The sequence below is a fragment of the Rhizobium sp. 10N427 genome, assembly GCF_056394605.1.
The window spans coordinates 61,619-84,946 of record NZ_JBFTID010000001.1; the positions used below are offsets into that span (position 1 = coordinate 61,619).

At 57.6% G+C, this 23,328-nt stretch carries 19 protein-coding genes; 8 read left to right on the forward strand and 11 right to left on the reverse strand.

Annotated features, from left to right (window positions below):
• Nucleotides 1-97 precede the first annotated feature (97 nt).
• The 3 genes from AC1DIJ_RS00215 (at nt 98) to AC1DIJ_RS00225 (ending at nt 4,165) form a co-directional block, all read left to right on the forward strand.
• Complete coding sequence (locus AC1DIJ_RS00215; protein WP_112388336.1) at nt 98-430, forward strand: hypothetical protein; 333 nt, start codon at nt 98-100, stop codon at nt 428-430.
• Nucleotides 431-591: 161 nt separating this feature from the next.
• The gene (locus tag AC1DIJ_RS00220; RefSeq protein ID WP_112388337.1) at nt 592-3,333 is read left to right on the forward strand and encodes a helix-turn-helix transcriptional regulator; all 2,742 of its coding nucleotides are present in this window, start codon (nt 592-594) and stop codon (nt 3,331-3,333) included.
• A 112-nt stretch (nt 3,334-3,445) separates the two neighbouring features.
• The gene (locus AC1DIJ_RS00225; RefSeq protein WP_112388338.1) at nt 3,446-4,165 is read left to right on the forward strand and encodes a hypothetical protein; all 720 of its coding nucleotides are present in this window, start codon (nt 3,446-3,448) and stop codon (nt 4,163-4,165) included.
• 108 nt (nt 4,166-4,273) lie between these two features.
• Here AC1DIJ_RS00225 and AC1DIJ_RS00230 read toward each other — a convergent pair whose 3' ends face one another.
• Together AC1DIJ_RS00230 and AC1DIJ_RS00235 are read right to left on the reverse strand one after the other, a co-directional pair.
• Nucleotides 4,274-5,032, reverse strand: a complete 759-nt coding sequence (locus AC1DIJ_RS00230; protein ID WP_112388339.1) for an SDR family NAD(P)-dependent oxidoreductase — start codon at nt 5,030-5,032, stop codon at nt 4,274-4,276.
• Between the two features lie 70 nt (nt 5,033-5,102).
• Complete coding sequence (locus tag AC1DIJ_RS00235) at nt 5,103-6,317, reverse strand: MFS transporter (protein WP_112388340.1); 1,215 nt, start codon at nt 6,315-6,317, stop codon at nt 5,103-5,105.
• A 139-nt stretch (nt 6,318-6,456) separates the two neighbouring features.
• Here AC1DIJ_RS00235 and AC1DIJ_RS00240 point away from each other — a divergent pair, with 139 nt between their 5' ends.
• On the forward strand, nt 6,457-7,038 hold the full coding sequence (locus AC1DIJ_RS00240; protein WP_112388341.1) for a TetR/AcrR family transcriptional regulator: 582 nt from the start codon (nt 6,457-6,459) through the stop codon (nt 7,036-7,038).
• 130 nt (nt 7,039-7,168) lie between these two features.
• Here AC1DIJ_RS00240 and AC1DIJ_RS00245 read toward each other — a convergent pair whose 3' ends face one another.
• The 4 genes from AC1DIJ_RS00245 to AC1DIJ_RS00260 all read right to left on the reverse strand — a co-directional run bounded on the left by AC1DIJ_RS00245 (nt 7,169) and on the right by AC1DIJ_RS00260 (nt 14,346).
• Complete coding sequence (locus tag AC1DIJ_RS00245) at nt 7,169-8,095, reverse strand: XdhC family protein (RefSeq protein WP_112388342.1); 927 nt, start codon at nt 8,093-8,095, stop codon at nt 7,169-7,171.
• A gap of 80 nt (nt 8,096-8,175) precedes the next feature.
• Nucleotides 8,176-9,468 carry a cytochrome c gene (locus AC1DIJ_RS00250; protein ID WP_112388343.1) on the reverse strand — a complete coding sequence of 431 codons (1,293 nt, stop codon included), beginning with the start codon at nt 9,466-9,468 and terminating at the stop codon, nt 8,176-8,178.
• Nucleotides 9,469-10,003: 535 nt separating this feature from the next.
• Complete coding sequence (locus AC1DIJ_RS00255; RefSeq protein ID WP_112388344.1) at nt 10,004-13,171, reverse strand: efflux RND transporter permease subunit; 3,168 nt, start codon at nt 13,169-13,171, stop codon at nt 10,004-10,006.
• Nucleotides 13,168-14,346 (reverse strand): efflux RND transporter periplasmic adaptor subunit, encoded by a 1,179-nt coding sequence (locus tag AC1DIJ_RS00260; RefSeq protein WP_112388345.1) that lies wholly within the window; start codon nt 14,344-14,346, stop codon nt 13,168-13,170. Before AC1DIJ_RS00260 ends, AC1DIJ_RS00255 begins: the two co-directional genes overlap by 4 nt.
• A 222-nt stretch (nt 14,347-14,568) precedes the next feature.
• Between AC1DIJ_RS00260 and AC1DIJ_RS00265 the strand changes: the two genes are divergently transcribed.
• A complete protein-coding gene (locus tag AC1DIJ_RS00265) occupies nt 14,569-14,760 on the forward strand; it encodes a hypothetical protein (RefSeq protein WP_112388346.1) in 192 nt (63 codons plus the stop codon).
• Nucleotides 14,761-14,828: 68 nt separating this feature from the next.
• On the opposite strand, the gene AC1DIJ_RS00270 is transcribed toward AC1DIJ_RS00265, so the two are convergent.
• Nucleotides 14,829-15,974, reverse strand: a complete 1,146-nt coding sequence (locus AC1DIJ_RS00270) for a C40 family peptidase (protein ID WP_162705988.1) — start codon at nt 15,972-15,974, stop codon at nt 14,829-14,831.
• A 90-nt stretch (nt 15,975-16,064) separates the two neighbouring features.
• Nucleotides 16,065-16,880, reverse strand: coding sequence for a formate/nitrite transporter family protein (locus AC1DIJ_RS00275; RefSeq protein ID WP_112388348.1), 816 nt, complete (start codon nt 16,878-16,880; stop codon nt 16,065-16,067).
• A gap of 221 nt (nt 16,881-17,101) precedes the next feature.
• On the opposite strand from AC1DIJ_RS00275, the gene AC1DIJ_RS00280 reads away from it, so the two are divergent.
• Nucleotides 17,102-17,344: a DUF2188 domain-containing protein gene (locus AC1DIJ_RS00280; protein WP_112388349.1), complete on the forward strand. Its 243-nt coding sequence runs from the start codon at nt 17,102-17,104 to the stop codon at nt 17,342-17,344.
• A gap of 66 nt (nt 17,345-17,410) precedes the next feature.
• On the opposite strand, the gene AC1DIJ_RS00285 is transcribed toward AC1DIJ_RS00280, so the two are convergent.
• Nucleotides 17,411-19,957, reverse strand: a complete 2,547-nt coding sequence (locus tag AC1DIJ_RS00285) for an MFS transporter (protein ID WP_477831149.1) — start codon at nt 19,955-19,957, stop codon at nt 17,411-17,413.
• A gap of 210 nt (nt 19,958-20,167) precedes the next feature.
• On the opposite strand from AC1DIJ_RS00285, the gene AC1DIJ_RS00290 reads away from it, so the two are divergent.
• Both AC1DIJ_RS00290 and AC1DIJ_RS00295 read left to right on the forward strand, forming a co-directional pair.
• Nucleotides 20,168-20,827, forward strand: a complete 660-nt coding sequence (locus AC1DIJ_RS00290; RefSeq protein ID WP_112388350.1) for a response regulator transcription factor — start codon at nt 20,168-20,170, stop codon at nt 20,825-20,827.
• A 146-nt stretch (nt 20,828-20,973) separates the two neighbouring features.
• A complete protein-coding gene (locus AC1DIJ_RS00295) occupies nt 20,974-21,336 on the forward strand; it encodes a response regulator (RefSeq protein ID WP_112388351.1) in 363 nt (120 codons plus the stop codon).
• A 636-nt stretch (nt 21,337-21,972) separates the two neighbouring features.
• On the opposite strand, the gene AC1DIJ_RS00300 is transcribed toward AC1DIJ_RS00295, so the two are convergent.
• Both AC1DIJ_RS00300 and AC1DIJ_RS00305 read right to left on the reverse strand, forming a co-directional pair.
• A complete protein-coding gene (locus AC1DIJ_RS00300; protein ID WP_162705989.1) occupies nt 21,973-22,440 on the reverse strand; it encodes a DUF992 domain-containing protein in 468 nt (155 codons plus the stop codon).
• 175 nt (nt 22,441-22,615) lie between these two features.
• The gene (locus AC1DIJ_RS00305; protein ID WP_112388353.1) at nt 22,616-23,167 is read right to left on the reverse strand and encodes a helix-turn-helix domain-containing protein; all 552 of its coding nucleotides are present in this window, start codon (nt 23,165-23,167) and stop codon (nt 22,616-22,618) included.
• Nucleotides 23,168-23,328: the final 161 nt, after the last annotated feature.

Genomic DNA, 23,328 nt, shown 5'->3' on the forward strand with positions numbered 1-23,328 from the left:
GAACTGTCAGGAGATCATCGAAATCCACCCCCTCTTTCGAGGGTGGGCTATCGGTAATCGTTGCGACATTGTCGTGGTTCGAGAGAAGCAAAAGGCAATGATCGAGATCGGGAAACGTATCTTTCCGGATACCGCGGAGATGGCGAAGTTGAACGCGATGTCAGACGATCACTCTGGTTCCGGCAGGAAAATGAGTCCAGATGACTGCATTGCAGAGGTTGGTCCGACCGACAAGGCGGCTCGCTCGACTGAGCTCGCCGAGCTACTCTACCTTCTGAAGCTGGGCGTTAAGACGAACCTTCGCTGGCTTGGTCGAGAAATTCCCGACATCGACGCTGCCCAGAAAACTTCGGCGCGACTGTGTGAATACGTGGAACGTCTCGAAGCCCTGATTGGACCTGCCAACCAGAAGTGTTCGGAACGCTCATAGCGCTTGAGTTGCAAGACTGTCGACCGCTGCTATCCCGGATGCGAGTTGGAGTCCGCCCCGTTTCCGCATGATTGCCAGAATCCTTGTAGCCGTTGCTTGAAATCCATGCAGATGTGATATCCGTCATTGAACTGAGTTCTGGCAGGATCTGCGTTTCTACGATGACTGTTATTAAGTTCGGCACTTTTGAACTCGACCTGGTCAACAAGAAGCTGACGGAATCCGGTCGGCCCTACCAGCTTGGCAAGAAAGCGCTGGACCTACTCGTCGCTCTCGCTGGCAAGGCAGGCGAAATCGTCTCCAAGGAAGAGCTGCTCCGAGCCGCCTGGCCCACGACAACCGTCGATGAGGGCGCGTTGCGGGTCCACATGATGACGCTGCGAAAGGCGCTCGGGGAATACAGCGAGCAACGGTATATCGAGAACATCGCGGGTCGGGGCTATGTCTTTGTCGCTCCGATAGAACTCTCAAAATTTGCCGCTCAAGGCGCCTTGGCGGAAGGACCCGAAACCAGTCTACCCCGTTCCGCAGGTCGCCTAATTGGGCGAGAGGAATTCATAGCGACTAGCGTGAAAGCCCTTTTGTCGACCAGATTGCTGACGATCTCGGGATCGGGTGGAATAGGCAAAACTGCTGTCGCACTGGAGATAGCAACTCGTGTTCAGTCATCGAGGCGGGTGGTCTTTGTCGATCTTGCGGTATTGCAGGACGGCCGCTTGCTCATGCCAACGCTGGCCTCCTTGCTTGGTTTGGTTCTCTATACGGATAACTACAGGCAAGCGGTCCTCAATTCCCTTCACAAGAGCGACATCCTTTTTCTGTTCGACAACTGCGAGCACTTGATCGAGACCGTCGCAGTCGAGGTGGATCAAATTCTCAAAGCAACCACGCGGGTGTCGATACTAGCAACCAGCCGAGAGCCGCTAAGGGTGGCAGGCGAGCGTGTCAGGCAGCTACCTTCCCTGCCCGTCCCAGACTTTGACACGTTGACGCAGGAGCTTCTGTCTATTCCCTCCATCGAATTGTTCGTGGAGTCCGTCAGGGTTGCCTCAGACCTCGATAATTTTCGAGACGAAGCGAGCCTGCAGGCGGCTGCAGCGATCGTCCGAAGCCTAGACGGCATCCCGCTTGCGATCGAACTGGCGGCGTCTCGCGTAAGTAGCCTTGGCCTCAAGAGTGTTCTCGGCTCCCTGGACAATCCGCTGTCGATCCTGCGAAGGGGACGGCGCACCGCTCCCCCGCGTCAGCAAACTCTCAGGGCGACATTGGACTGGAGCTACGACAGCCTCAATACCGACGAAAAAGAGCTTTTCGCGGCCATCGCGGTCTTTCCCGGCACCTTCTCAGAGCAAGCCGCGGAGTTCTTGGTGCAGGAAAGACTGTCCGGCGAGAAATTTGACAATGCCCTCGACGGCCTGCTTCTCAAATCCCTTATAACGGTTTCGAGCGGCGATGGTCGATATCGCCTTCTGGATACTACCAAGGGCTATGCGTTGGAGAAGCTCGCCGCGGGTGCTTTCGAGGCGACCAGTCGCCTTTCCCACGCCGAATACTGCCGCGAGGAGTTGTCGAGGGCGGAGCACCATTGGAGCAAGCTTCCCACAGGCGACTGGCTGAGGCGCTACGCAACACTGATCAACGATCTACGATCAGCTATCGAATGGGCGAGCGCGCCTCATGGTGACCTCAATCTCGCGGTGGAGCTTGTTGCGATCTCCAACACCCTCTGGGTACAACTCGGCGCCATGAACGAGCAACTCATCGCGACCGAAGGCGCTATCGGTCATCTCTCTTCAACCCTGCATCCGAGAACCGACGTGGAGCTCCAGTTGAGGCTCTCGAGGGCCAGCGCCCTGTATCATATCGGTGGCTTCCGGAGCGACGAGGAATCGAGCGCCGAGTTCGAACGCGCTGCCGCAATCGCTGAAGAGCTTGGCAACCCGGGGCTCATTATGCGCGCGTACGGCGGAATGGCCTCCGTCGCAAGCTCGAAAGGCAGATATCTCCAATCGATCGCCGTCGCTACCGATCTGCAGAAACGGTTTCCCGGGGCTCTGAGCTATAGCAGGCTGCTTGAACACAATTATCTGTTTCACGGAGATCTCAAGTCCTCCCGCGATCAGGCCACGCTATCGCTGTTTGAAGCCAGCCGCGCGGTTCGCACGACGCAGAACTACGGCACGGGATATGATCAGGGAACGATAGCGAGGTCGGTCATCACGATGATTGATTTCCTCGAGGGGAGAGTCGATCGAAGCCTCTCCGGTATCGATGAACTCATTGCCGACTGCGAGCAGCTCGGCCATTCGATATCCACCTGCCTGATGCTGTGCTTGAGCGCTATACCAATCGCCTATCTCGCAGGCCAAACTGACAAGGCGAGATCGAGGTTGGATGCGGTGAAGCGCATCGCCGGAAAGGACATGCTGGTAAGATGGCAGGAGTGGGTCGATGGCTACAATCTCGTCGTGCCCGAGGACACTCAGACTGAAGAGACACAGACGGCCCTGCAGCAGGCGCTGCTGGACGGCGTCGGCATGCGGCTCGAATACATGACGGTGCTTGCCGGATGCAGGGCTTCTCAAGGCGCGATAGACCACGCGTTATCGGGGGATGCCGGATGGTGCAGACCGGAACTACTCCGACTTAAGGCGGTGTCCTTGATAAAGCGGGACCGCGCACAAGCTCGAACGATCCTTGCGGAGGCGATCGGCTTGGCCCGCTCGATGGGGGCGGTGATATGGGAACTTCGCTGCGCGATCTGCCTAGTCCACTTGGCAGTTCCAGCCGAAGCCGCCTCTGCAATGCAGGAACTTGCCTCTGCTTTGGAGAAATTCGACTCCAGCACCGCAATCCCTGACATGGAGGTCGCGCGTGCGCTTTTGGCAGAGCGACGCGCGTAGCACCTCAACCTGCCCCAGCTCACAGGTGTCCAATCTTACAATGAAGTCGGGCCTGATCCTCGTAGAGAAAAGGAGCGTTGAAGCTTTCAAACTCTAGCCAAGGAGCAGTTGCATGAAGGACCTGTTAGACATCGCCGTCGAGGCGCACGGGGGAATGGAGCAGTTTCAGAAATTTTCTTACCTGACGGCCAAGCTGCACCAGGGCGGCGTCCTCTGGGGCCTCAAGGGCAAGGCCGAAGTCTTGGTGGACTGCCACGTCAAGGTGGACCTCAAGAAGGAATGGGTATCACATTGGCCCTTTGCCCCGACCGATAACAAATCGGCGTTCACTCCCGGTCGCGTGACGATCGAGACACCTGAGGGCGCTGTCGTCGAGGAACTTCTGGATCCCCGCAAGTCCTTCGAGGGCTATGAGATGGAGACCCCGTGGAGCAATCCGCAGGTCGCGTACTTCTCGGGTTACACGATGTGGACCTACCTGACGTCACCTTTCATTCTGAAGCGGCCGGGCGTGGTTTGCAACGAGATCGAGCCGTGGCAGGAAAACGGGAAGACCCTGCGTCGCCTTCACGTTCGCTTCCCCGACGAGATCGCCACGCACAGCACCGAGCAGACCTTCTACTTCGACGAGGAAGGCATCCTTTATCGCCACGACTACGAAGTGGACATTCAGGGCAAGAACGCGGCAGCGCGCTACCTCACCGATCCGGTCAAGGTCGATGGCATCGTGCTCCCCTCGAAGATGCGTATCTATCCGCGCAAGCCGGACAACACACCGCTTCCCGAGCCGCTCATCGTCTCGGTGGATCTGTCGGAATTCCGCTTCGATTGAGGCTGGCCGCCCGAGGATTGTCGGGCGTCAATAATGAGGGCCTCAGCTTTAGCGCTGAGGCCTTTTTTTTGCGCCAACGATTCCAGTACGTTCGCCTACGACGGTTGATCAGACCGGGATCGGTTCAGCCACAAGCGCCTCGTTGAACTTGTTGACGAAGTCATGCTCCTTCGAACCGGGGTTGTCGCGGAGCATCTGGATCGCGTCGACGTAGATATCTTCGTTGTCGGTCGCGAGCTTCTCCATCGTCTCCTTCACGAAGGCGTCGAGTGGCATCGCGCGCGGATCGCCACTCTTCTTGATGAGGTCCGTGTCGACCCACGGCGGAGCGATTTCCTGGACCTTAACCGAGGTGTCGCGCAATGTGAACCGCTGCGACATCGTGAAGGAATGGAGCGCCGCCTTGGTTGCAGAATAGACGGCATTATAAGCTAACGGGACGAAGGCAAGCACGGAGGTGTTATTGATGATCACCGCAGAAGGCTGCTTCTTGAGATGTTCAATCAACGCGGACGTCATCCGGATGGGTCCGAAGAAGTTCGTGGTAACGATATTCTGCATCGTCTTTTCATCGATTGGCTTGGCCGCGTCGTCGAACGGCATGATACCAGCGTTATTGAACAGCACGTTCAGCGCCGGATAATCGGCAATAACCTTGGCCGCGACCTCCTCGATGCTCGAAGGGTCGGTGATGTCCATTTCGTAGGCGGCCATGCCGGGGTTCGCCTTAACAGTCTCATCAAGGTTTGCCTTGCGGCGTCCCGAGATAATTACCTGGTTGCCGAGCTTGTGGAAGGCCTCGGCCAGACCGCGGCCGATACCAGATCCGCCGCCAGTGATGAAGATAGTGTTGCCAGTCAGTTTCATGGTCATTCTCCTTGAGTTAAAAGGGTTTGGGTTGCTTTCAGGTGGATAGGCCGTCCGCGAGTCATCGCGACTAGCGGGCAGGCAGCGACCTCGGTGAAGCGGCTCTTGCCGCAAATCCGAAGAGCAGTATGAGGCCGACCACTTCCGCCATTGCGGCGGCGAGGCCAAGGTCGGCCACTTGGCCTTGGGAGACGACAACCGAGCCGATCGCGCTGCCGAGGGCAAAACCGCCGTACATGGATGATGTGTTGAGAGACAGCACGATGGGAGCTGAGCCTTGCCCGCCGACATGGATCAGGTGGGACATCTGAGCAGGGAAGAAACCGAACACAGTAACGCCCCAGACGGCGACTGAAATCACGATCGGGATGACCGCCTGGGTCGGGGAAAGCCAAAAGGCCGTAAAGGAAAGCAGCAGAAACGCACCGGTCAGAAGAAGGAGGCTCCCTCCCATCACGACTTTCGCGCCGAGCTTGTCGCTAAGTGCTCCGCCGCTAAAAATTCCGACGGCCGCGCTTACTCCCCAAAGGCACACGATGAAGCTGATGCCGTCAGGCCCGAAGTTCGCAACGGACTGGAGGTAAGGCGCGATGTAGGTCCATACAGTATAGGCACCTATCGCCCAGAACAGTGTGATGGCCAGGCCGACCAAGATCGGTGGGCGTTTGGCGACCGCGATCCTGGCCGAGAGGCTCGGAACCGCGATGCCCGATCCCGCCGACCTGTCGAGACCAGCGACCAGCCCCACCACCGCAATCAGGGACAGAATACCGACACCGAGGAACGTCACGCGCCATCCAAGCGCGTTACCCACCAGCGATCCAATCGGCAATCCCAAGGCGATAGCGATGGTCATGCCGCCGTTGACGATGGCAAGCGCCCTGCCTCGCTTCTCAGGCGCGACCAGCGCGCTGATCAACGCGTTGGCGTTGGGCGTATATAGACCAGCCGCGAGAGCGAGTAGCACGCGGGCGGTGAAAATGCCCCAGTATCCGCTCGACTGCCACGCGACGAGATTGGCCAAGGCGAAAAATCCCATCGTCGCGATCAACAGGCGACGCCGATCGACCCTTCCGAACATGGTCGTCAATATCGGTGAACTGAATGCAAGTGTAAGGGTAAAGACGGTGACAAGCGTACCAAGCGCTGCGATCGATAGCTGCAGGTCCTCGGCCATTTTGGGCAGAAGGGGAACGATCATGAACCCTTCCGTGCCGATCGCAAAAGTGCCGAGCGCCATCACCCAGGCTGGCGTTAGATCTTGACTTCCTATTTCCGCCGACATGGCGCGTCTCCAATTGAGTGTTGCGCAATAATACGACTGGTCGTATTATGAATCAACACAGTTTATTTTCCGCCTTTGTGCCGCAGCGGCCTTGAAACCAGCACGGCTCGTTCATAAGCAGGGGCTACGGGAGATCACCATGGTCACGACCATCAGACAGAAAATCGTAGATGCCGCCCAGGACCGCTTCAACGCCCTCGGCTACAGCGGTTGCGGCATACAGGAAATTGCCGACAGCGCTGGAGTGCCAAAGAGTAATTTCTACAATTACTTCAAGAGTAAGGAGCGTCTTGCTCTTGAAGTTCTGGACGAATACATCGCATCGTCCAAGCGAGAGATATTGTCCGATCCTGCTCTTTCTCCGTTGACCCGGATTAAGGAGCACTTTGGTTTTTTCATCTCAAGATATGAAAAGAAAGGGTTCGACAGAGGCTGCCTAATTGGGAACCTGTCGGCTGAGAGTTCAGACAGCGTTCCGCTACTTCGGACAGCGCTCAAAGACGCGTTGTCGTCCTGGACGGACTTGCTCGCGAAGGCAATCGAAGAAGGACAAGCGCGTGGTGAGATCAAACGCGGCCTTGAACCCGTGGAAATGGCTCGGTTCCTGATCAACAGCTGGGAAGGGACGGTTCTTCGCATGAAGCTCACGCGCGACCGAAGACCACTCGATGATTTCTTGTCCATTGCCATGGGACTCCTGGACAGCAGGGGCGCATCGTAGCGTTCGACGTGTTGTCTCTCGTCGAAGCTCGCGATCCTTGAAGCTGGGCAGGCGGCTATAAGTTCGCGAAGACTGCGGCGGAAGGCGGCCTCTCGACGGCTCGGCCAACGCTCATTTTAAAAGGACTTCACTAGGTGCCGTCCGCTGCGAGAGCAGCGATGTCTGCCACCACCGACAAGGCGAGCGATTGCGCATCTCTTGCCTTGTCGAAAATGCCGATGGGCGCTTTGATCCGGGCTATGTCCGAGTGGCCGTAACCCAACTCGAGGAGGCGGCTCCGTCGCCTGTCGTGCGTACGACGGCTTCCCAGCGCGCCAATGTAAAACGCTGGCGATCTCAAAGCAGCTTCGAGCGCAGGAAGTTCGGTATCCAAGTCGTGATTCAAAAGAACCATTGCTGTGAACCTGTCAAAAGAGATGTCAGCAACATTCCGTCCAGTGGATTTTTCCGAAATACAAACTTCATATCCGGCGGCTCGCGCCACGCGCGCTACGGCACCAGCTTCAAGTTCGTTGCCCGACACCACGACCCTGGTGCGTGGGCGGTACGCGCTTATGAATTCGTTCGAACGCCAACCAGTTCTCGTTTCGGATTGACAGGCCAGAGTCTCTGCCTCTGGCCTGTATACAAGACCCGCTTCCCGCCGCATCCCCACGGCATCCAGGACACGGTCGATCGGCGCGGCGTTCCTGAGTACATGGATGGAAAGCCGGATGCCGCCGCCGCAGGGCAGAACGATGTCGACGAATGGGGAGCCTTCTCCAAGCAGAAGGAATCGATCGTGCCCTGCGTTGAGCGCGTCGATTGCCTCTGCCGCGACGGCGGCCTCGGTGCACCCGCCGGATACGAAACCGCAGTAAAAGCCGTCGATGCGAACACTCATTTGCGCGCCAAGCGGCCGGGCGGCTCCTCCCCTTATGTCTACGAGAGTCACAAGTGCAACTTGGATACCGTCCTCGAACGCATCACGCGCATGACGCAAAATCTCGATCGGATCGTCCGTGACGAACTGGCTGCGTGGCGTGATATGGCCAACAATCTTAGTAAGATGGTCCATCGCGGTTGTCCGGTTAGAAGGCAGGATTGGGAGAGCGGCCCACACGCTCCCTGGATGGGCCATCCCCGATCTCTTTTAGGTCAGCGTGCCGCTGAGACCTGTTTGGCTGTGACCGTTCCCGTCCGCCCGCTGAAATGCTCGACGACAAAGTTCGCCAATGCTGCCACGTCTTCATCCGAGTATATTTTCGCGAAAGACGGCATCGTCTTTCCCGGAGCCGCCTCGTGGTCGGAGGAACCCTGCAGGACGACCCTCACGACGTTGCTGGCAGTCGGATCGCTGAGAGCGTGCCCGCCGAGGACAGCTGCCCGCGGATTGAACTGTCCTTCGCCGTTCCATCCGTGACAGCTCGCGCAGGCTCCGGCGTAGATCTGCTTGCCGGGTTGTACGGCGGAGGAGATCTGCGTCGACACCGCGGTCAGTTCCTGACTGTCACTCCGCACCGCCTTGAGATCGGGATCTCCCGCTACCGCTGGGACCGTCCGGAGGTACGCCACGATAGCATCGATGTCGGATTTAGGCAGCTTGCTGAGACTGAGGTCGATGGCCTCCCGCATCGGACCCGCGGCCACGCCGTGGCCTTCGGTATGTCCGGTAGCCAGCATTTCCGCGATCTGGCCATCGCTCCAGGTTCCAAGGCCGTACTCTTTGTCGGACGTGATGTTCCAGGCCTTCCAGCCATCTACGTCTCCGCCGGACAGGGCGACACCCTGCTTTCTCTGGAACATAATGCCACGCGGGGTGTGGCATTCGCCGCAGTGGGCCAGGGCCTCAACGAGATAAGCGCCGTCATTCCATTCCTTTCCCTTGCTTGGATCGGGCTTGAACGGGCCCGACGGCACAAAGAGAAGTTTCCACGCCCGCATCAGCGGTCGCTGGTTGAACGGGAACGCCAATGCGTTCTCCGGTGCGGGATCTGAGACCGGGGCGAGCGTCGTCAGGTAAGCCTTGATGGCCAGAATGTCATCCGTTGAGAGAAGCGCGTATGACGTATACGGGAAAGCCGGGTAGAGATCCTCGCCATGCTTGCCGACGCCGGACCGCATTGCGCGAACGAACTCGGCATCGCTCCAATCGCCAATACCAACCGTATTGTCGGGCGTGATATTGGGCGAGTATATCGTTCCGAAAGGGAGCTTGAATGCTAGGCCGCCAGCAAAGGGCTTCCCGCCTTTGGTGGTGTGACAGGCGGCACAGTCCGCTGCAACAGTCAAATACTCGCCGCGCGCGATGAGTTCGGCTCCCGTCGGCTGAGCCTTGCTCGCTTGGATATTCGGAAGACCATGGGGCCAGAAGAAGAAACAGGCCGCGGCGAAAATGCCGAAGACCAAGATGATACAGATCCCGATAATATACTTCCGCCAGCGTGCCATTGCCTTGCCCTTTCCATTTTAAACCCGGCATTGCACTCGCACTCTGGATGCGCACGCCGCTCTGTTGCGTCAGGGCCGGGCGAAGCCATGGTTGCTTCGACCACACGTTCACCCAGCGCGTAGTAATCAAAAGGACGCGATTTCCGGGCCGCTGGATTGCACAATCCTGCACTTTTGCCGCCGGAACCCCTATTTCTTTACAGGCTTGAATAGCGTTCGCCTTGAGCTAGAAAGAGGCGATCCCCGCTCCTTTTGGGAGGGGCGGCAAAGAGCAGGGATCGCAAAGTCGCAGCCATGGCGGATGGACTACGACTGGAAGGCGTCAACAGCACCTTCGCAGAGAGGCAGGTCGATGGGAGGGGAAGTCGACCGTGTTGCCTCACCTGGATGTATAAAGCCTGAAATCGGGCATATATTCTTGCAAGATTCGATTTCCTGAGGAGTCGTTTTTGTACCATCTCGTCCTGTATTGGCCGTTGCGAAGAAAAACGCCGACCCAGAGGATCGGCGTTCTTTTGCGAGGAGGCAGCCTGAACTAGGCGGCTATCTTCACTTCGGCTTCGATCGCCGGACTTGGCTTGTAGCGAGAACGCAGCAGGACATAGAACACGGGCGTTAGAAACAGGCCGAAGAACGTCACGCCCAGCATACCGGAAAACACGGCGGTCCCCAGCGATTGCCTCAGCTCGGCACCGGGACCCTCGGCGATCATCAGAGGCACAACACCCAAGATAAACGCAAAGGCCGTCATCAGGATAGGTCGCAGCCGCAGCCTGCTCGCGGTTATCGCTGCCTCGACAGCCGTCGCCCCCTCGTCCTGTGCCTGCCTCGCAAACTCGACGATCAGGATTGCGTTCTTGGCGGCGAGGCCGATCAGCACGATCAGCCCGATCTGAACCAGGATGTTATTGTCCAGTCCGCGCAAATACACGCCGATAAGCGCAGCGAGGATCGCCAACGGCACGATGAGGATAATTGCCAACGGCAAAGTCCAGCTTTCATATTGTGCGGCCAAAGCCAGGAAGACAAAGACCACCGACAGGATAAAGATGTATGTCGCCGTGTTCCCGGTGTTCCGTTCCTGATAGGATAGTTCGGTCCAATCGAAGCTCGTTCCCGGCGGCAGTATTTTGGCCGCTACCTGCTCCATCGCGTCGAGCGCGCTTCCCGTGGAGACGCCTGGCGCTGCCCGTCCTTGGATCGGAACTGACACGTACATGTTGTACCTCTGTACGAGTGAAGGGCCAGTCGTGTCCTTGATTTCCACCAGGGTGCCCATGGGGACGAGCGCTCCGGTCGCCGATCGCACCTTGAGAGCCAGTATATCGTCTCTCTCCATACGGTGGCTTTGCTCGGCCTGCGCCCGAACCTGATACACGCGGCCGTAGGCGTTGAAATCATTGACGTATGAGGTTCCGAGATTGATGGACAGTGCTTCGAAGATATTGGGGATGGGAACGTTAAGCGCGCGTGCCTTGTCCCGGTCGATGTCCAGGAAATACTGAGGGCTCGACGCGCTGAATGTCGTGAAGACGCCAGCCAGTCCTTTCGTCTTGTTGGCCGCTCCCATGATTTCGTAGGCGAGCGGCAGTACGCGCTTCATGTCCGAGTTGTCGAGGTCCTTGATCTGCATCTTGAAGCCGCCCGAGTTTCCGACCCCACGTACGGGAGCCGGGGGAATGGCGATGATGAATGCCTCTTCGATCGACTGGAGGTTGGCATAGAGTTGGCCGATCAGCTTTTCGGCGGTCTGTCCCTTCTCCAGCCGCTCCTCGAACGGGTCGAATGTGGCAAAGATCAACCCTTGGTTCGACGCGTTGGTGAAAGTCGCCCCGCTGAAGCCCGCAAACGCCGCAGTATGGGCGATGCCCGGCATCTTGTTGATCAATGCCGAAGCGCGCTTGACGACGTCGTCAGTGCGGCTAAGGGAGGCGCCGTCCGGAAGCTGGACGACCACAAGTGCGTATTCCTGGTCGATTGTTGGGATGAACCCGCGCGGCACGACCTGCGTCATGTAATAAGTGCCGCCGAGAAGCGCGACGAATGCCGCTATGGAGATGGTCAGCGCGCGCCAGCTCTGTACCATTCTACGGACGATCCAGGAATACCCTGCGCTGAGCCGATCGAAGCCGCCGTTGAATCTATCAGCCGCCCACTGACCGGAACGGGCGACAATGCCCGCGGATTTTCCATGCTCGTGGGGGCGCAGTACGATAGCCGCCAAGGCTGGGGAAAGCGTGAGCGAGTTCAGGGCAGAGATCGCCGTCGCGACGGAAATAGTCACGGCAAACTGTCTGTAGAACTGTCCGGTGATGCCGGGGATGAAAGCGGTCGGGGCAAAGACTGCGATGAGGACCAACGAAATGGCGACGACGGCGGTACCGACCTCGTCCATCGTCACATGGGCAGCTTCGCTTGGAGAGAGACCGTTCCTAAGGTTTCGCTCGACATTCTCGACGACCACGATGGCATCGTCCACGACGATGCCGATGGCCAGGACAAGCCCGAAAAGCGACAGCATGTTCAGCGAAATGCCGAACGCCAGCAGGAACGCGAGCGTGCCGATCAGCGATACGGGGATCGCGACGATCGGGATCAGCGCGGTGCGCCAGGATTGCAGAAACACCAAGACAACGATGGCGACGAGCACCGCGGCTTCGAAGATCGTCTTGTAGACTTCGTCGATCGACTCCGAAATGAACTTGGTGGGATCGTAGACGATCTTGTACTCGAGGCCAGGAGGGAAGTTTTTGGCTTCGCTTTCCATGATCTTCCTGACCGCCGCCGCCGCCTCAAGGGCGTTTGTACCCGGACGGGCGAAGATACCCAGACCGACGGCTGGGATGCCGTCGAGATAGCTGTTCGTGACGTAGTTCTTCGCACCGAGTTCGACGCGGGCAACGTCCTGGAGTTGGACCAGTCGACCGCTATCAGTCGACTTCACGATGACATACCGAAATTGGCGCGCATCGCTGAAGCGGCCTTCGGTTCTTACCGTGTATTCGAACGCGTTCGTTCCTGCAGCCGGGGGGCTACCAATCAAGCCACCGGACACTTGGACGTTTTGGTCACGCAAAGCCTGCACCACGTCGCCTGACGTCATCCCGTACGCGGAGAGCTTTTCGGGGTCGAGCCAGATACGGAGCGAGTATTCGCGTTCGCCAAACAGCGTCACGTCCCCTACCCCTTCAAGCCTGACAAGCTGGTCGCGGATGCGGTTGCGGCCATAGTTCGAGATATAGAGCTGGTCATAGCGGCTATCCGGCGAAAGCAGATGGACCACCATCATGATGTCCGGCGAGCTCTTCACGGTTGTCACGCCAAGGCGGCGGACATCCTCGGGAAGTCGTGGTTCCGCGATTGCGACGCGGTTCTGGACGAGCACCTGCGCCTTGTCGAGGTCCGTGCCGAGCTTGAAGGTCACGGTGATCGACATGGCGCCGTCCGCGCTCGAATAGGACGACATGTATAGCATGTCCTCGACGCCGTTGATCTCCTGCTCGATCGGGGTCGCAACGGTATCCGCGATGGTTTGGGAATCCGCGCCGGGGTAGGATGTGCGCACCACGATCGTCGGTGGTGCGATCTCGGGATACTGGGCGGTCGGCAGATTGAAATAGGCGATCCCACCGACGATCAGCAGGACGATGGATAGAACGGACGCGAAAATCGGCCGCCTGATGAAGAAGTGTGAAAACCTCATTGGATCGCTCCCAGTGCCACGGCTTCCCGCGGAAGCTCCGTCATCTTGGGTGTGACCTTCTGGCCAGGGCGTGCCCGCATGAGGCCATTGACGACGATCGTTTCGTTCCCTTTGAGGCCCTCGCGGATCACGCGGTACCCATAGAGCTTGGGCCCTGTCCGGACCGCCTTGCTGGTGACGGTTCCGTCTTCGCCGACGATATAGACGACCCGCTGGTTCTGGTCGGCCGAAAGCGCTTCGTCCGGCACGAGAACTGCAGTGTAGGCCTTCGACGCTCCCACCTCGATCCTGCCGAAAAGGCCAGGCTGAAGCACCAGGTCGGGGTTCGGGAACCGAGCGCGGACGCGCATAGTGCCAGACTGGCCGTCGACCTTGTTCTCGGAAAAATTCAGCTTTCCGCGGAAGGGCTTCGACACCCCATCCGCGATTGTCACCGTCACGTCGAGACCGCCGCCGCCCTCCTGCAGGGATTTCCCGTTTTCACGGGCGAGTGCGGCATAGGAGAGAAGCCTGCGCTCGTCGACATCGAAGTAGAAGTCGATCGGATCCAGGGATACTATCGTCGTAAGCTCTGTCTGATCGGCCTGGACGAGATTTCCGGGGGAGATCATGTGCCTGTCGATACGACCGCTTAGGGGCGCGGTGATCTGAGTGTAGCCGAGGTCCAGTTGGGCGCGGTCGACGGTCGCCTTAGCGCCTCGAACGTTGGCCTGTGCCGAAATCCACTCGCGCCGTCGGTCGTCCAGTATCGAAATCGACTGGCTTCCGCTGGTGGAAAGCGCTTCGGCGCGATGGAACTGCGCCTCCGAATAGGTCAAAGTCGATTTCGCGACTTCGAGTGCCGAGGTCGCTTCTTCGAGAGCCGTCTCAAAAGGCCTCTGGTCGATAACGAAGAGCGGGTCTCCGCTCTTGACGAGAGCACCATCGGTGAACTGCACCTTGTCAAGGTACCCCCCGACCCGCGCCCGGATAACGACTTCTTCTACAGGCTGGAACCTGCCAATGAAATCGTCTTGATCCGTGACCATTCGGACCACAGGCTTCGCTACGGTGACCGGAGGCGGTGCGGACATTTCCTGTCCGAACGTCTCGGACGCCGAATAGAGTGTGGCCAACGTCGCGAAGATGGCTGACTGCACATGCTTCCGCGATAGGCCTGGTTGGTTGGGTTTCATGGTGGGAACCTTGTCTCTCGAGCTATTACTGGAGAGACAGTCTGTCCGCGGGCACGGTTGAGCGATTGTATCTTACGGCTTTCGTCCCGCCGCGCTCCAACGGTTTTGGACAATCCTGCACTTGCGATCAGGCATCGGCTCCGCGCCGTGATTTCTTACAATAGCAGTCCAGTGGTACGGCCTAGCGTCCGCTCGTCAAAGCCTCCAGAAAGGAGACAGTCGATGAGAGACAGTTACGAGCGCGCCAAGGACAGCTATGGCGCGGGTCCGATTATCCTTTTCATCCTCTGCCTGATGGTCGGCATGCTCGGATATCTCGTCGCCTTCGGCGAGACGCTCCGGGCGAGTCCGACAGCTAGGGTCTATATAGCAGACATGCCCGAACTCTACGGGAAGCCCGTCGCCAAGCGCTGACGCCACGCGTTGCGGTCAATCAAAGCGAAGGAGAGGTCGGGAGACAGCGCCCCGCAACGTAATCTGTTTCAAGATAGACGTGCGATTACTTCTCTCACCACGGTGACCCGATGCTCAAGTGATCCCGTCAAACTGCGCTCGAGATCGACATATCCAGCCACACTTTTGGATCGGTGCGTACCCCAATCTACAAAACCTTGAAGGGCCGTCGCCCGAGCATCTCGCTGCCGCTCAGAAACCGTAGCATAATTTTCGAGCCATTTGACATCGATATCAGGAGCGGTGGCAAAGGACTCGGCGAGGAGTTTCGCTTGCTCCAAACCGTCAGCTGCCACTATCTCGTCCATGAGTTCTTTAAGCTCCCCGGTCGCGATCAACGCAGCTGCCGCGTGGTCCAGATCGGTAACGGCACCAAGAAGACGCTGTTTCTCGTCAGCTGGAAACTCATCTGCCAAGTCCATGACGTTCATGATGAATTGAATCGTCCCGTAAAATCCTCCGGGTAACTCCACTTCAAGCTCAGGATGCGCGTCGATTATCGCTTTCACAGCGAAGGACAAATCTTTGGCGTAGCGCCCCGTAATAGCAGTCTGTCGGGATGAAATCGTTGGCGATCTATCGCCATCCAAGGCTGACATCGTCTCTATATTTCGTGGTGCAAGCCGGGGCCTGAACAACTCGTCAGTAACATCCGATAACCCTTCAAGGCTATCGATCGTCGCTGGTGTTGTCTTTGCGACTGATAAATTTTCGAATTCAACCGCGCATGCGAGCTGATAGACTTGGGCGACGAGAGCGGAGCAAAAAATACCATTGTCGGCAACTGAGGCAAGAGTGGCTTTTGGAAAGATCGCCGACACCGCTTTCCTCTTCGAGTAGCTTTGACCAACATCAAGCTGTGCCAAGCTGGCGGCTTTAGCAGCGATTTCAGGTCTTGGGTGTCGAAGTACCCGAATATTTCCGCGCGAGTGCGCAAAACAACGTGCGAGAGACAAAGTACTTACGCCCGCATCAACAGCTTCGATGAGCGTCGGTGGCGATGAGCAGATAAGCACGTGACTGAAACGACCCGACGTAAACTTCGTGATCGCGTTCGATATCGCCGACCCCTTCATGCTCGTGCCCGCGGCATTGAAGGTCAACAAAATATCCCCCTCCCGGAACTTCGAAAGCTCCGGAAGCAACACCTCCACACCGTCGTACTTGGAAATCATCCTATCGGTCCGGATTCTGAAAGCAACAACTCCGAATTTGGGCATTGATCAGAAGCCTCGCAACGAGGTCAACACGAAATTTTCACCAATTCAACTGGCGCGCTGGTCGCTTCCTACGGATGCCTTGAAATGCGCTTCGTGACCAAAGCCCGGTTCCTGCGCCCAGTAGCCGACACCGAGCATGACGAAGCCACCGACTATATTGCCTATCGTCACGTAGAACAGGTTGTGTGCCGCTCCCGTCAACGTCACCTCGGCCGGATGGTCACCCATGAGTGCCATCGAGAACGCGAACATGTTCGCCACCGAGTGCTCGAACCCGGACGCAATGAAAATGACGATCGGCCAGAATATCAGGAAAATCTTGGCGGCGTCGTCTTCGGTCCTTCCGCACATCCAGATCGCAAGGCATACGAGCCAATTGCAAAGAAGCCCTTTTGCAATCAGTGCAATAGGAGCGGCGTTCATTTTAGCTTCGACAATCGAATAGAACGTGGCGCTCCCATCCCCCAGAAGAACCCCTCCGCCCGCGGCGTGCATGATCGCTGCCAGGAGCGCAGCGCCCGCAAGGTTGCCGAGCCAGCAAACTACCCACACCTTTAGCACGTCCCTCGCCGAGGCTGTCCGCTTGAATAGAGCGAACGCCATGTACATCGCCGTTCCCGTGAAGAGCTCCGATCCAGCAAAGATGACGATCGTCAACGCCGAGGCAAAGACGATGCCCATCACAAGGTGGCTCCATGAAGGATCGGCGTGTGCGCCGACCGTGAACATGATAATGTCGCCAAAGCCAATATAGGCCCCGGCCATCATCGCGCCGATGAAGAAAGCTGGCAGATGGTTCGTGATCATGTGAACCTTGTGCTGGCCCACGGCGGCGAATTTTTCGACCGTTTCGATGTACATGGCGTCGTCACTCTCCAAGCTCGATAAACAGATGCTTTGTCGCCCGATTCATACGGACGTGTTGGACGTCGACGTTCGGTGAGCTTGGCGAGGATGTATTGGACAATCCGACAGCGCAGCGGTCGCTAAAGTGAGGGTCCACCGGGCAGCGCGCATATACGATGCTCATGTTTACAAGCCTAGCCGCGCCAAGAGATGGCGCTTTTCCTGGAGAACCATCAATGAAGATTACCTATCACGTCGGACAACACGACGGCGGCTACGCATATCGTCTCGACAACGTCTGGTCCGAGCCATTCGCGACCCATCAACAGGCGCTCAAGGCGGCCGAAGCTGCGGCACAGCGGCAGCATATCGAGGGTAGAGACGCCGAGATCACCTACCAGATCGCGGACGGCACCTGGCGGAGCGAACACGCACTTGGGGGCGATAGGCCCGAAACCGCGGTGGTGGATGATGGCTGAGAAAAGCTATCCTAAACAAACAGCCCGTCACGTTATTCTCGACGGGCTGTTTGGTATTCGGCGGCGCTATGCACCCACCGCTGCCGCACGAATACCGGTTATTTCCTCTTCAGCCGCCAAAGGAAGTATAATCTCGAAAATCGCGCCACCTTCCGCGTGGTTACGGGCGGTTAGCGATCCGCCATGCGCTTCCACGATCGTCTTGCAAATCGCGAGACCTATGCCCATGCCTTCATTCTTCGTCGTGAAGAACGGACTAAAGAGCTTTGCGAGATTCTCCGGAGCGATGCCCGTACCATGATCTCGGACTTCCAGCTGGACCATATTCATCTCCACTTTGGTCAGAGAGATGTTCAGGTCACGCTCCTCCGAGGGGACATTGACCATTGCGTGTAGGCCATTCGTGACCAAGTTTGCGATCACCTGTTGCATCTCGACCCGATCTGCCAAGACCAACGCATCGTCAATCGAAAAATCGGTCGTCACCCTCGTCGATGCAGATATCAGTTCACGATCAAGCAGCCCGAGGACGTCCGTAACGATCTTCTTAAGGTCAACGCTCTCTAGTTTTCTTTTAGTGCCTCGAACCTGCTCTCGCGTGCGCTGGATGATCTCGCTCGCCCGGATGCTGTGCTTGATCGCGCGCTCCGCCGCCGTCGAGGCCGCCTTGATGTCGGGCGGGTTCGCCTGGAGCCAGCGCATGCAAGCTTGGGCGCTCATGACAACAGCACCGATCGGCTGGTTAACTTCATGGGCGATCGACGCAGAAATCGCGCCCACGGTCGCGACGCGGCCAACCCTCGCGAGTTCACTTTGCGCCGCCATTAGAGCTTCTTTGGCTTGCTCGCGTTGAGTGACGTCTATCATCGCGCAGGCCACTCGGTCGAACGCGTCCTTGTCTTCCGGAAACGCGATGACAAAAATTACGATCACTTCGGTGCCCGCGCTTCTAAGAAGTCGCGCTTCCATTTCGACCCTATCGTCGCCCGAGCACATGCCGAGGATAATCGCCTCCACCAGCTCACTTCGAGGCGGCAGAAAACGGTCTATCGAGCCGAGCACCTCCCGCTCGTTCGTGCGGCCTAGCAGCAGCACTGTGGCATCATTGACGTCCACGAACCTCACGAGCTTGGAACATTGATCGACGAACTCCGGCGTCGAGTCGAGGTATGCCCGCAGCTTGGCCGGAGGATAAGCGCGGACGGCCTCCAGCCGCTTCCACAGGAGAGATAGGTCGACTTCGCACAGCGAGACATGGTTCTGAGCGAAAATGGAACGGTATCTCGTCTCACTCTGTGCGAGCGCCCCCAACGCCTTGCGTCTAGCGCTAGCGTCGAACGCGATGAGGCTCAGGCCACCCGTGATCGCAAGATAGAAACCGACCGCTACCAGCCCGCTATACTGAGCAAGAGCTTGGGACACCACAGGCGTCAACGCTCCCCCGATTATGCCACCGACATTGAAGGCGACCGAAGTTCCGGAATAGCGGACCCGGGTCGGGAAGAGGCCCGGCAACCATGCGCCAAGAGGCCCATTTACGAAGCCCATTACCCAGAGCGAGAAAGCAAGATAGATGAAAATAACGAGCAGCGATCCACTTCCCAGCATAGGCGCGAGCACGACGCCCGAGATGATGGTACCGACGCATCCAAAGATCAGTATGCGCTCTGGATCGATCCTGTCGGAAAGCCAGCTGGCCACTACGATGCCAGCTGCCATAAAGAGGATCGCGCCAAGCTCCACCATCAGGAACGATGATCGGGTGTAGCCAAGTTCCGACGTGCCGTATCCCAGTGCAAACGCCGTAACGACGTAGTAGAGCGAGAAGCAGGCGACTACGCCAAACGCGCCGGATATCACTTGGTCCATATGCAGCCGGAATATGTCGAACAGCGGCACGCGGGACGGCTTGGACTTGCTGATCGCTGCGTGAAAATCCCGGGTTTCAACGAGGTTGAACCGGATCCAGATGCCCATCCACACCAGGGGCGCACTTAGAAGGAACGGAACACGCCATCCCCAGTCGGCAAATTGCTCCGGCGAAAGCGTCAGTGTCAGTGCCAGGAACAGGCTGTTGGCCAAAACGAACCCAATAGGCGCGCCGAGAGGCGCAAACATCGCGTAACGCGCCCGCCATCCTTTCGGAGCGTTTTCGAGAGCGAGAAGCGCTGCCCCAGTCCATTCCCCGCCGAGAGCCAATCCTTGACCAAACCTAAGGAGACATAAGAGGGCCGGAGCGAGCCAGCCCGCGACCGCATAGGTCGGGAGCAGTCCGATTGCCGCTGTCGATGCTCCCATCAATACCAGCGAAGCGACCAAGGTCGCCTTGCGACCGACCCTGTCGCCGAAGTGACCGAAAACCGCTCCGCCGAGAGGCCGGGCTATGAACGCTATACCGAAGCTGGCGTACGCTCCGATCAACTCCATCGACGAGATGCTCGCCGGAAAGAAAAGCGGCCCGAACACAAGACTAGCGGCGGTGGCATAGATATAGAAATCGTAGAATTCGACGGAGGTTCCGACCAGGCTCGACATCAGGATTCGAAAAGTCATTCCGCTCGGCATCGGTTCGTCGCCGACGTAAGCGATATCAGACTGGGCTCTGGAATTCATAAGTGTCTATCCCGGGAGTGATTGGTGCTTTCGGCCCTCCCAAGCCGGACGGACCTTACAACAATGACCCGCCGCCTGAACCTATCCTCATGGCTAGGTCGAGATTTACCTAAAGGCGTTGTAGTTATTCGGAGATAAGAGCGCGCAGTGTCAGTTAGAAGATCAATGGACACGCAGCGAGTTTGAACGGCTACTTTGAGGTATTCACCGATGTCAGCTGCACTGGGTAATCGGGCTCCTGGCGCCTCGGCCGCCCAATCCGATGCGCCGCTCGTCGTTGTCGTTGACGATGACGATGGAATGCGCGACGGCGTGAGGGACGTACTGCGCTCGGTCGGTATCGATTCACTCGGGTTTGCTTCGACAACGGAACTTCTCGCGGAGCCACTGCCCGATCGTCCAGGTTGCCTGATCCTCGACGTCCGTTTGCCGGGTTTGAGCGGACTTGACCTCCAAGCCAAATTGAACGGCATGGGCAACAAACTCCCCATTGTTTTCATGACTGGATATGCCGACGTCCCAATGAGCGTCCGCGCGATGAAGGCCGGAGCGACGGACTTTTTGACAAAACCGTTCCGGGATCAGGAGATGCTCGACGCGGTCTCCGTAGCGATTGAACGTGACAGGTCTCGACGCCTGGAACTCAGCGCCGCCAACGAGGTGGTAAAATCTGCTTCATCTCTCACTCCACGTGAACAAGAGGTGATGGACGCAGTTGTAAAAGGTCTGCTCAACAAGCAAGTGGCCCATCTTCTCGATATTTCGGAAGTCACTGTGAAAATCCATCGAGGCAATGTCATGCGAAAGATGAACGTGACATCACTTGCGGATCTGGTTCGCAAGGTTGAGATCCTCAAATCGCTGGCCTGAGATGGTCGCGCTTGCGTTTTTGGCGAGTGTGAAACGACCGATCGGGCACCAAAACCCAGCCAACCATACAATCGTATTATTACAAATTCCCGCCAACCGATCTAACTAGATGTCACGACCCGTAAGTCGGGAAAAAGGAACGTCTAGTGTCTGCTGCTAAAAAATCCGTAGCCATTGTCGATGACGACGAGGCGCTTCTCGAAGCCACTTCTGGTTTTCTGGAGTCGATGGGCTACGATGCGCTCCCCTTCAGCTCCGGCCCTTCGTTTCTCGCCTATGACAACATAGACCTCGTCACGCTCCTGTTGACCGACATCAATATGCCTGAGATGAACGGGCTTCAGCTTTTGGAGATCGTCAAGCAACGGTGGCCGGAAATGCCGATTATCATGATGACGGCACTCAAGGACGAGGTCATCAAAAGACGAGCGATCGCGGGCGGAGCAAGGGAGCTTCTTCAGAAACCGGTATTAGCCGACGATCTGATCAGATGCATCGAAGAAGCCTGAACGCGCATTCAACACAGCTCGAAGCCGTCTTCCAACCCTATGACGACTGTCATCTCAGGAAAGTGATCCTGGAACCTCGCAACCACTGGCTTGGGTGACTGAAGCAGGATCCGGCGAGAGCATCCCGCCTCCCCCGACAAGACCACGGAACGGTACGCCGCTTCGTCCGGTTAGCGACTCGCGTCGCCATCCGTTACTGGATTTCCCCGACAGCCTCCATCGGACAAACGGGCAGTCTCTCGGAGACGCACATGGATCATCGGGCATTGGTGCCGAAACCTGCAGCTCGTAAACTCAAGCCGTAGGGGCAAGCCAACTTCCCGCGACCGATGGTCGAAGAGTAGGCAGGAATGATGGGATCCGACACGCTGTTTCCGCAGCAGGCTGATGCAGGAGCAACGTCGAAGCCTAAGTAAGCCAATGACGAGAGCACACGGCACAACGCGGATTGCCTGAACTCGTTAGCGATGCCTTCGTCTTGGAAAAGTCGAGCAGGCACGCCAAAAAGAACTGCAAACTCTGCGACGCGCGCTACCGCCCCAAGGATCGACCCGCTGGCCTTATCCGTGAACCTGCCAAAAAAAGGCCAACAGGTTCTTCCTGTTGGCCTCGCGAAGCTTCGAAAATGGATCGCGCTTACATTGCCGCTTTCAGATGAAGCTGCGTAACGGCCACCGAGATGTCGAGGCCCTCTTGCCCATTGACTGCGACGGGCTGGAGGGAAAGCGTCCCGTTGCTACCACCTGTCAAGACGACAGCGCCACCACCGACGCCGACAGCCGCCGCTGCTTCGATACCACGGTATGTTCCCTCAAGATCGTAGGACGGCAGCCTGCTAACGGCATCTACCGCCCAGATAAGCTTCGCTTTCTCGACCTCGCCGACGTCCAATCCGAAGTTATCGATCGATCCCAAGTACCGGACGGGAGTGCCCTGATTGGAAGGAAGAAAGATGCAGTCAACATTCTGCTTCGAACCGAGGATTGCTCCTTCGGAGCGCGAAACGTCGCACTCCAGACGCCCTGCTACAAAATGCTCGGAAGCCGAATATGCAGGCTGAACAAGAAGCGTTGAAAGTGAGACTATAATTGTTGCAAAGCGCACGGGTTGTCCTTTCGAGTTAAAGAAGTTGCGTTCAGCTTGGTGATCTGCGGTCACATTTGCGGTTGAGGACCGAAGAGGAATGGCTTCAAGGTGCACAACGGTCGTCACCGACAGTGGAACACTGTCATTCCTGCAGGCAGTCAGCTTGTCGAATTCGGTCCCGTCAGCTTGTCGGTCAATTGAAACGCGCCGCGTTCGACTCCCGGTTCGCGGTAGCGTTACGTCGTGTTTCAGACGAACGGCTGACTGCCTGGGAAGAACGACGCCAGTAGTTCGGCGTCGTACCAAAGACCTTGCGGAAGGTCTTGCAGAGGTGTGCCTGGTCGGCCATTCCGCAATCCAGAGCGATTTCGCTGAGCGCCGCATTGGTTTCGGTAATCAGCTCCTTTGCGAGCTCCATGCGGCGGCGCAGGACATAGTTGTAAGGGCTTTCGTTGTAGGCCGATTTGAATACCCTTGAGAAATAGGTCTTGCTCAGTTTCGTGAGGGCAGCGAGGTCCTCGACCTTGATCGTTTCCGTCAGATGTTCCTCAATGAATTGCATGATCTTGCGGCGCTGCCACGGCAGGAGAAGATCACGCTGGACAACATCTGAGGAGAGATCCGGAAGAGAGATCGGAGCCTGTGCCGCGGCATTAACGGCGGCCGACAGGTTGATGTCAGAGACGATCGCGAGCGATGCTGCTTCAATGATCTTGCGATCCTTGGTGGGGGCGTAGGCGTTCATCGGTGCTCTCCGTGATTTGAATTTCGATGAGCAGATGTTGCCTTTCCGATGATGCGAAATCTGTTCGGACCACCGTGTGTTGAGACCATACCTTCTGGTTATATGCAGCAGGCCAAAGCGTGATCCTTCCCTCCGATCCGCTGAGAAGGCTCTTCAAAAAG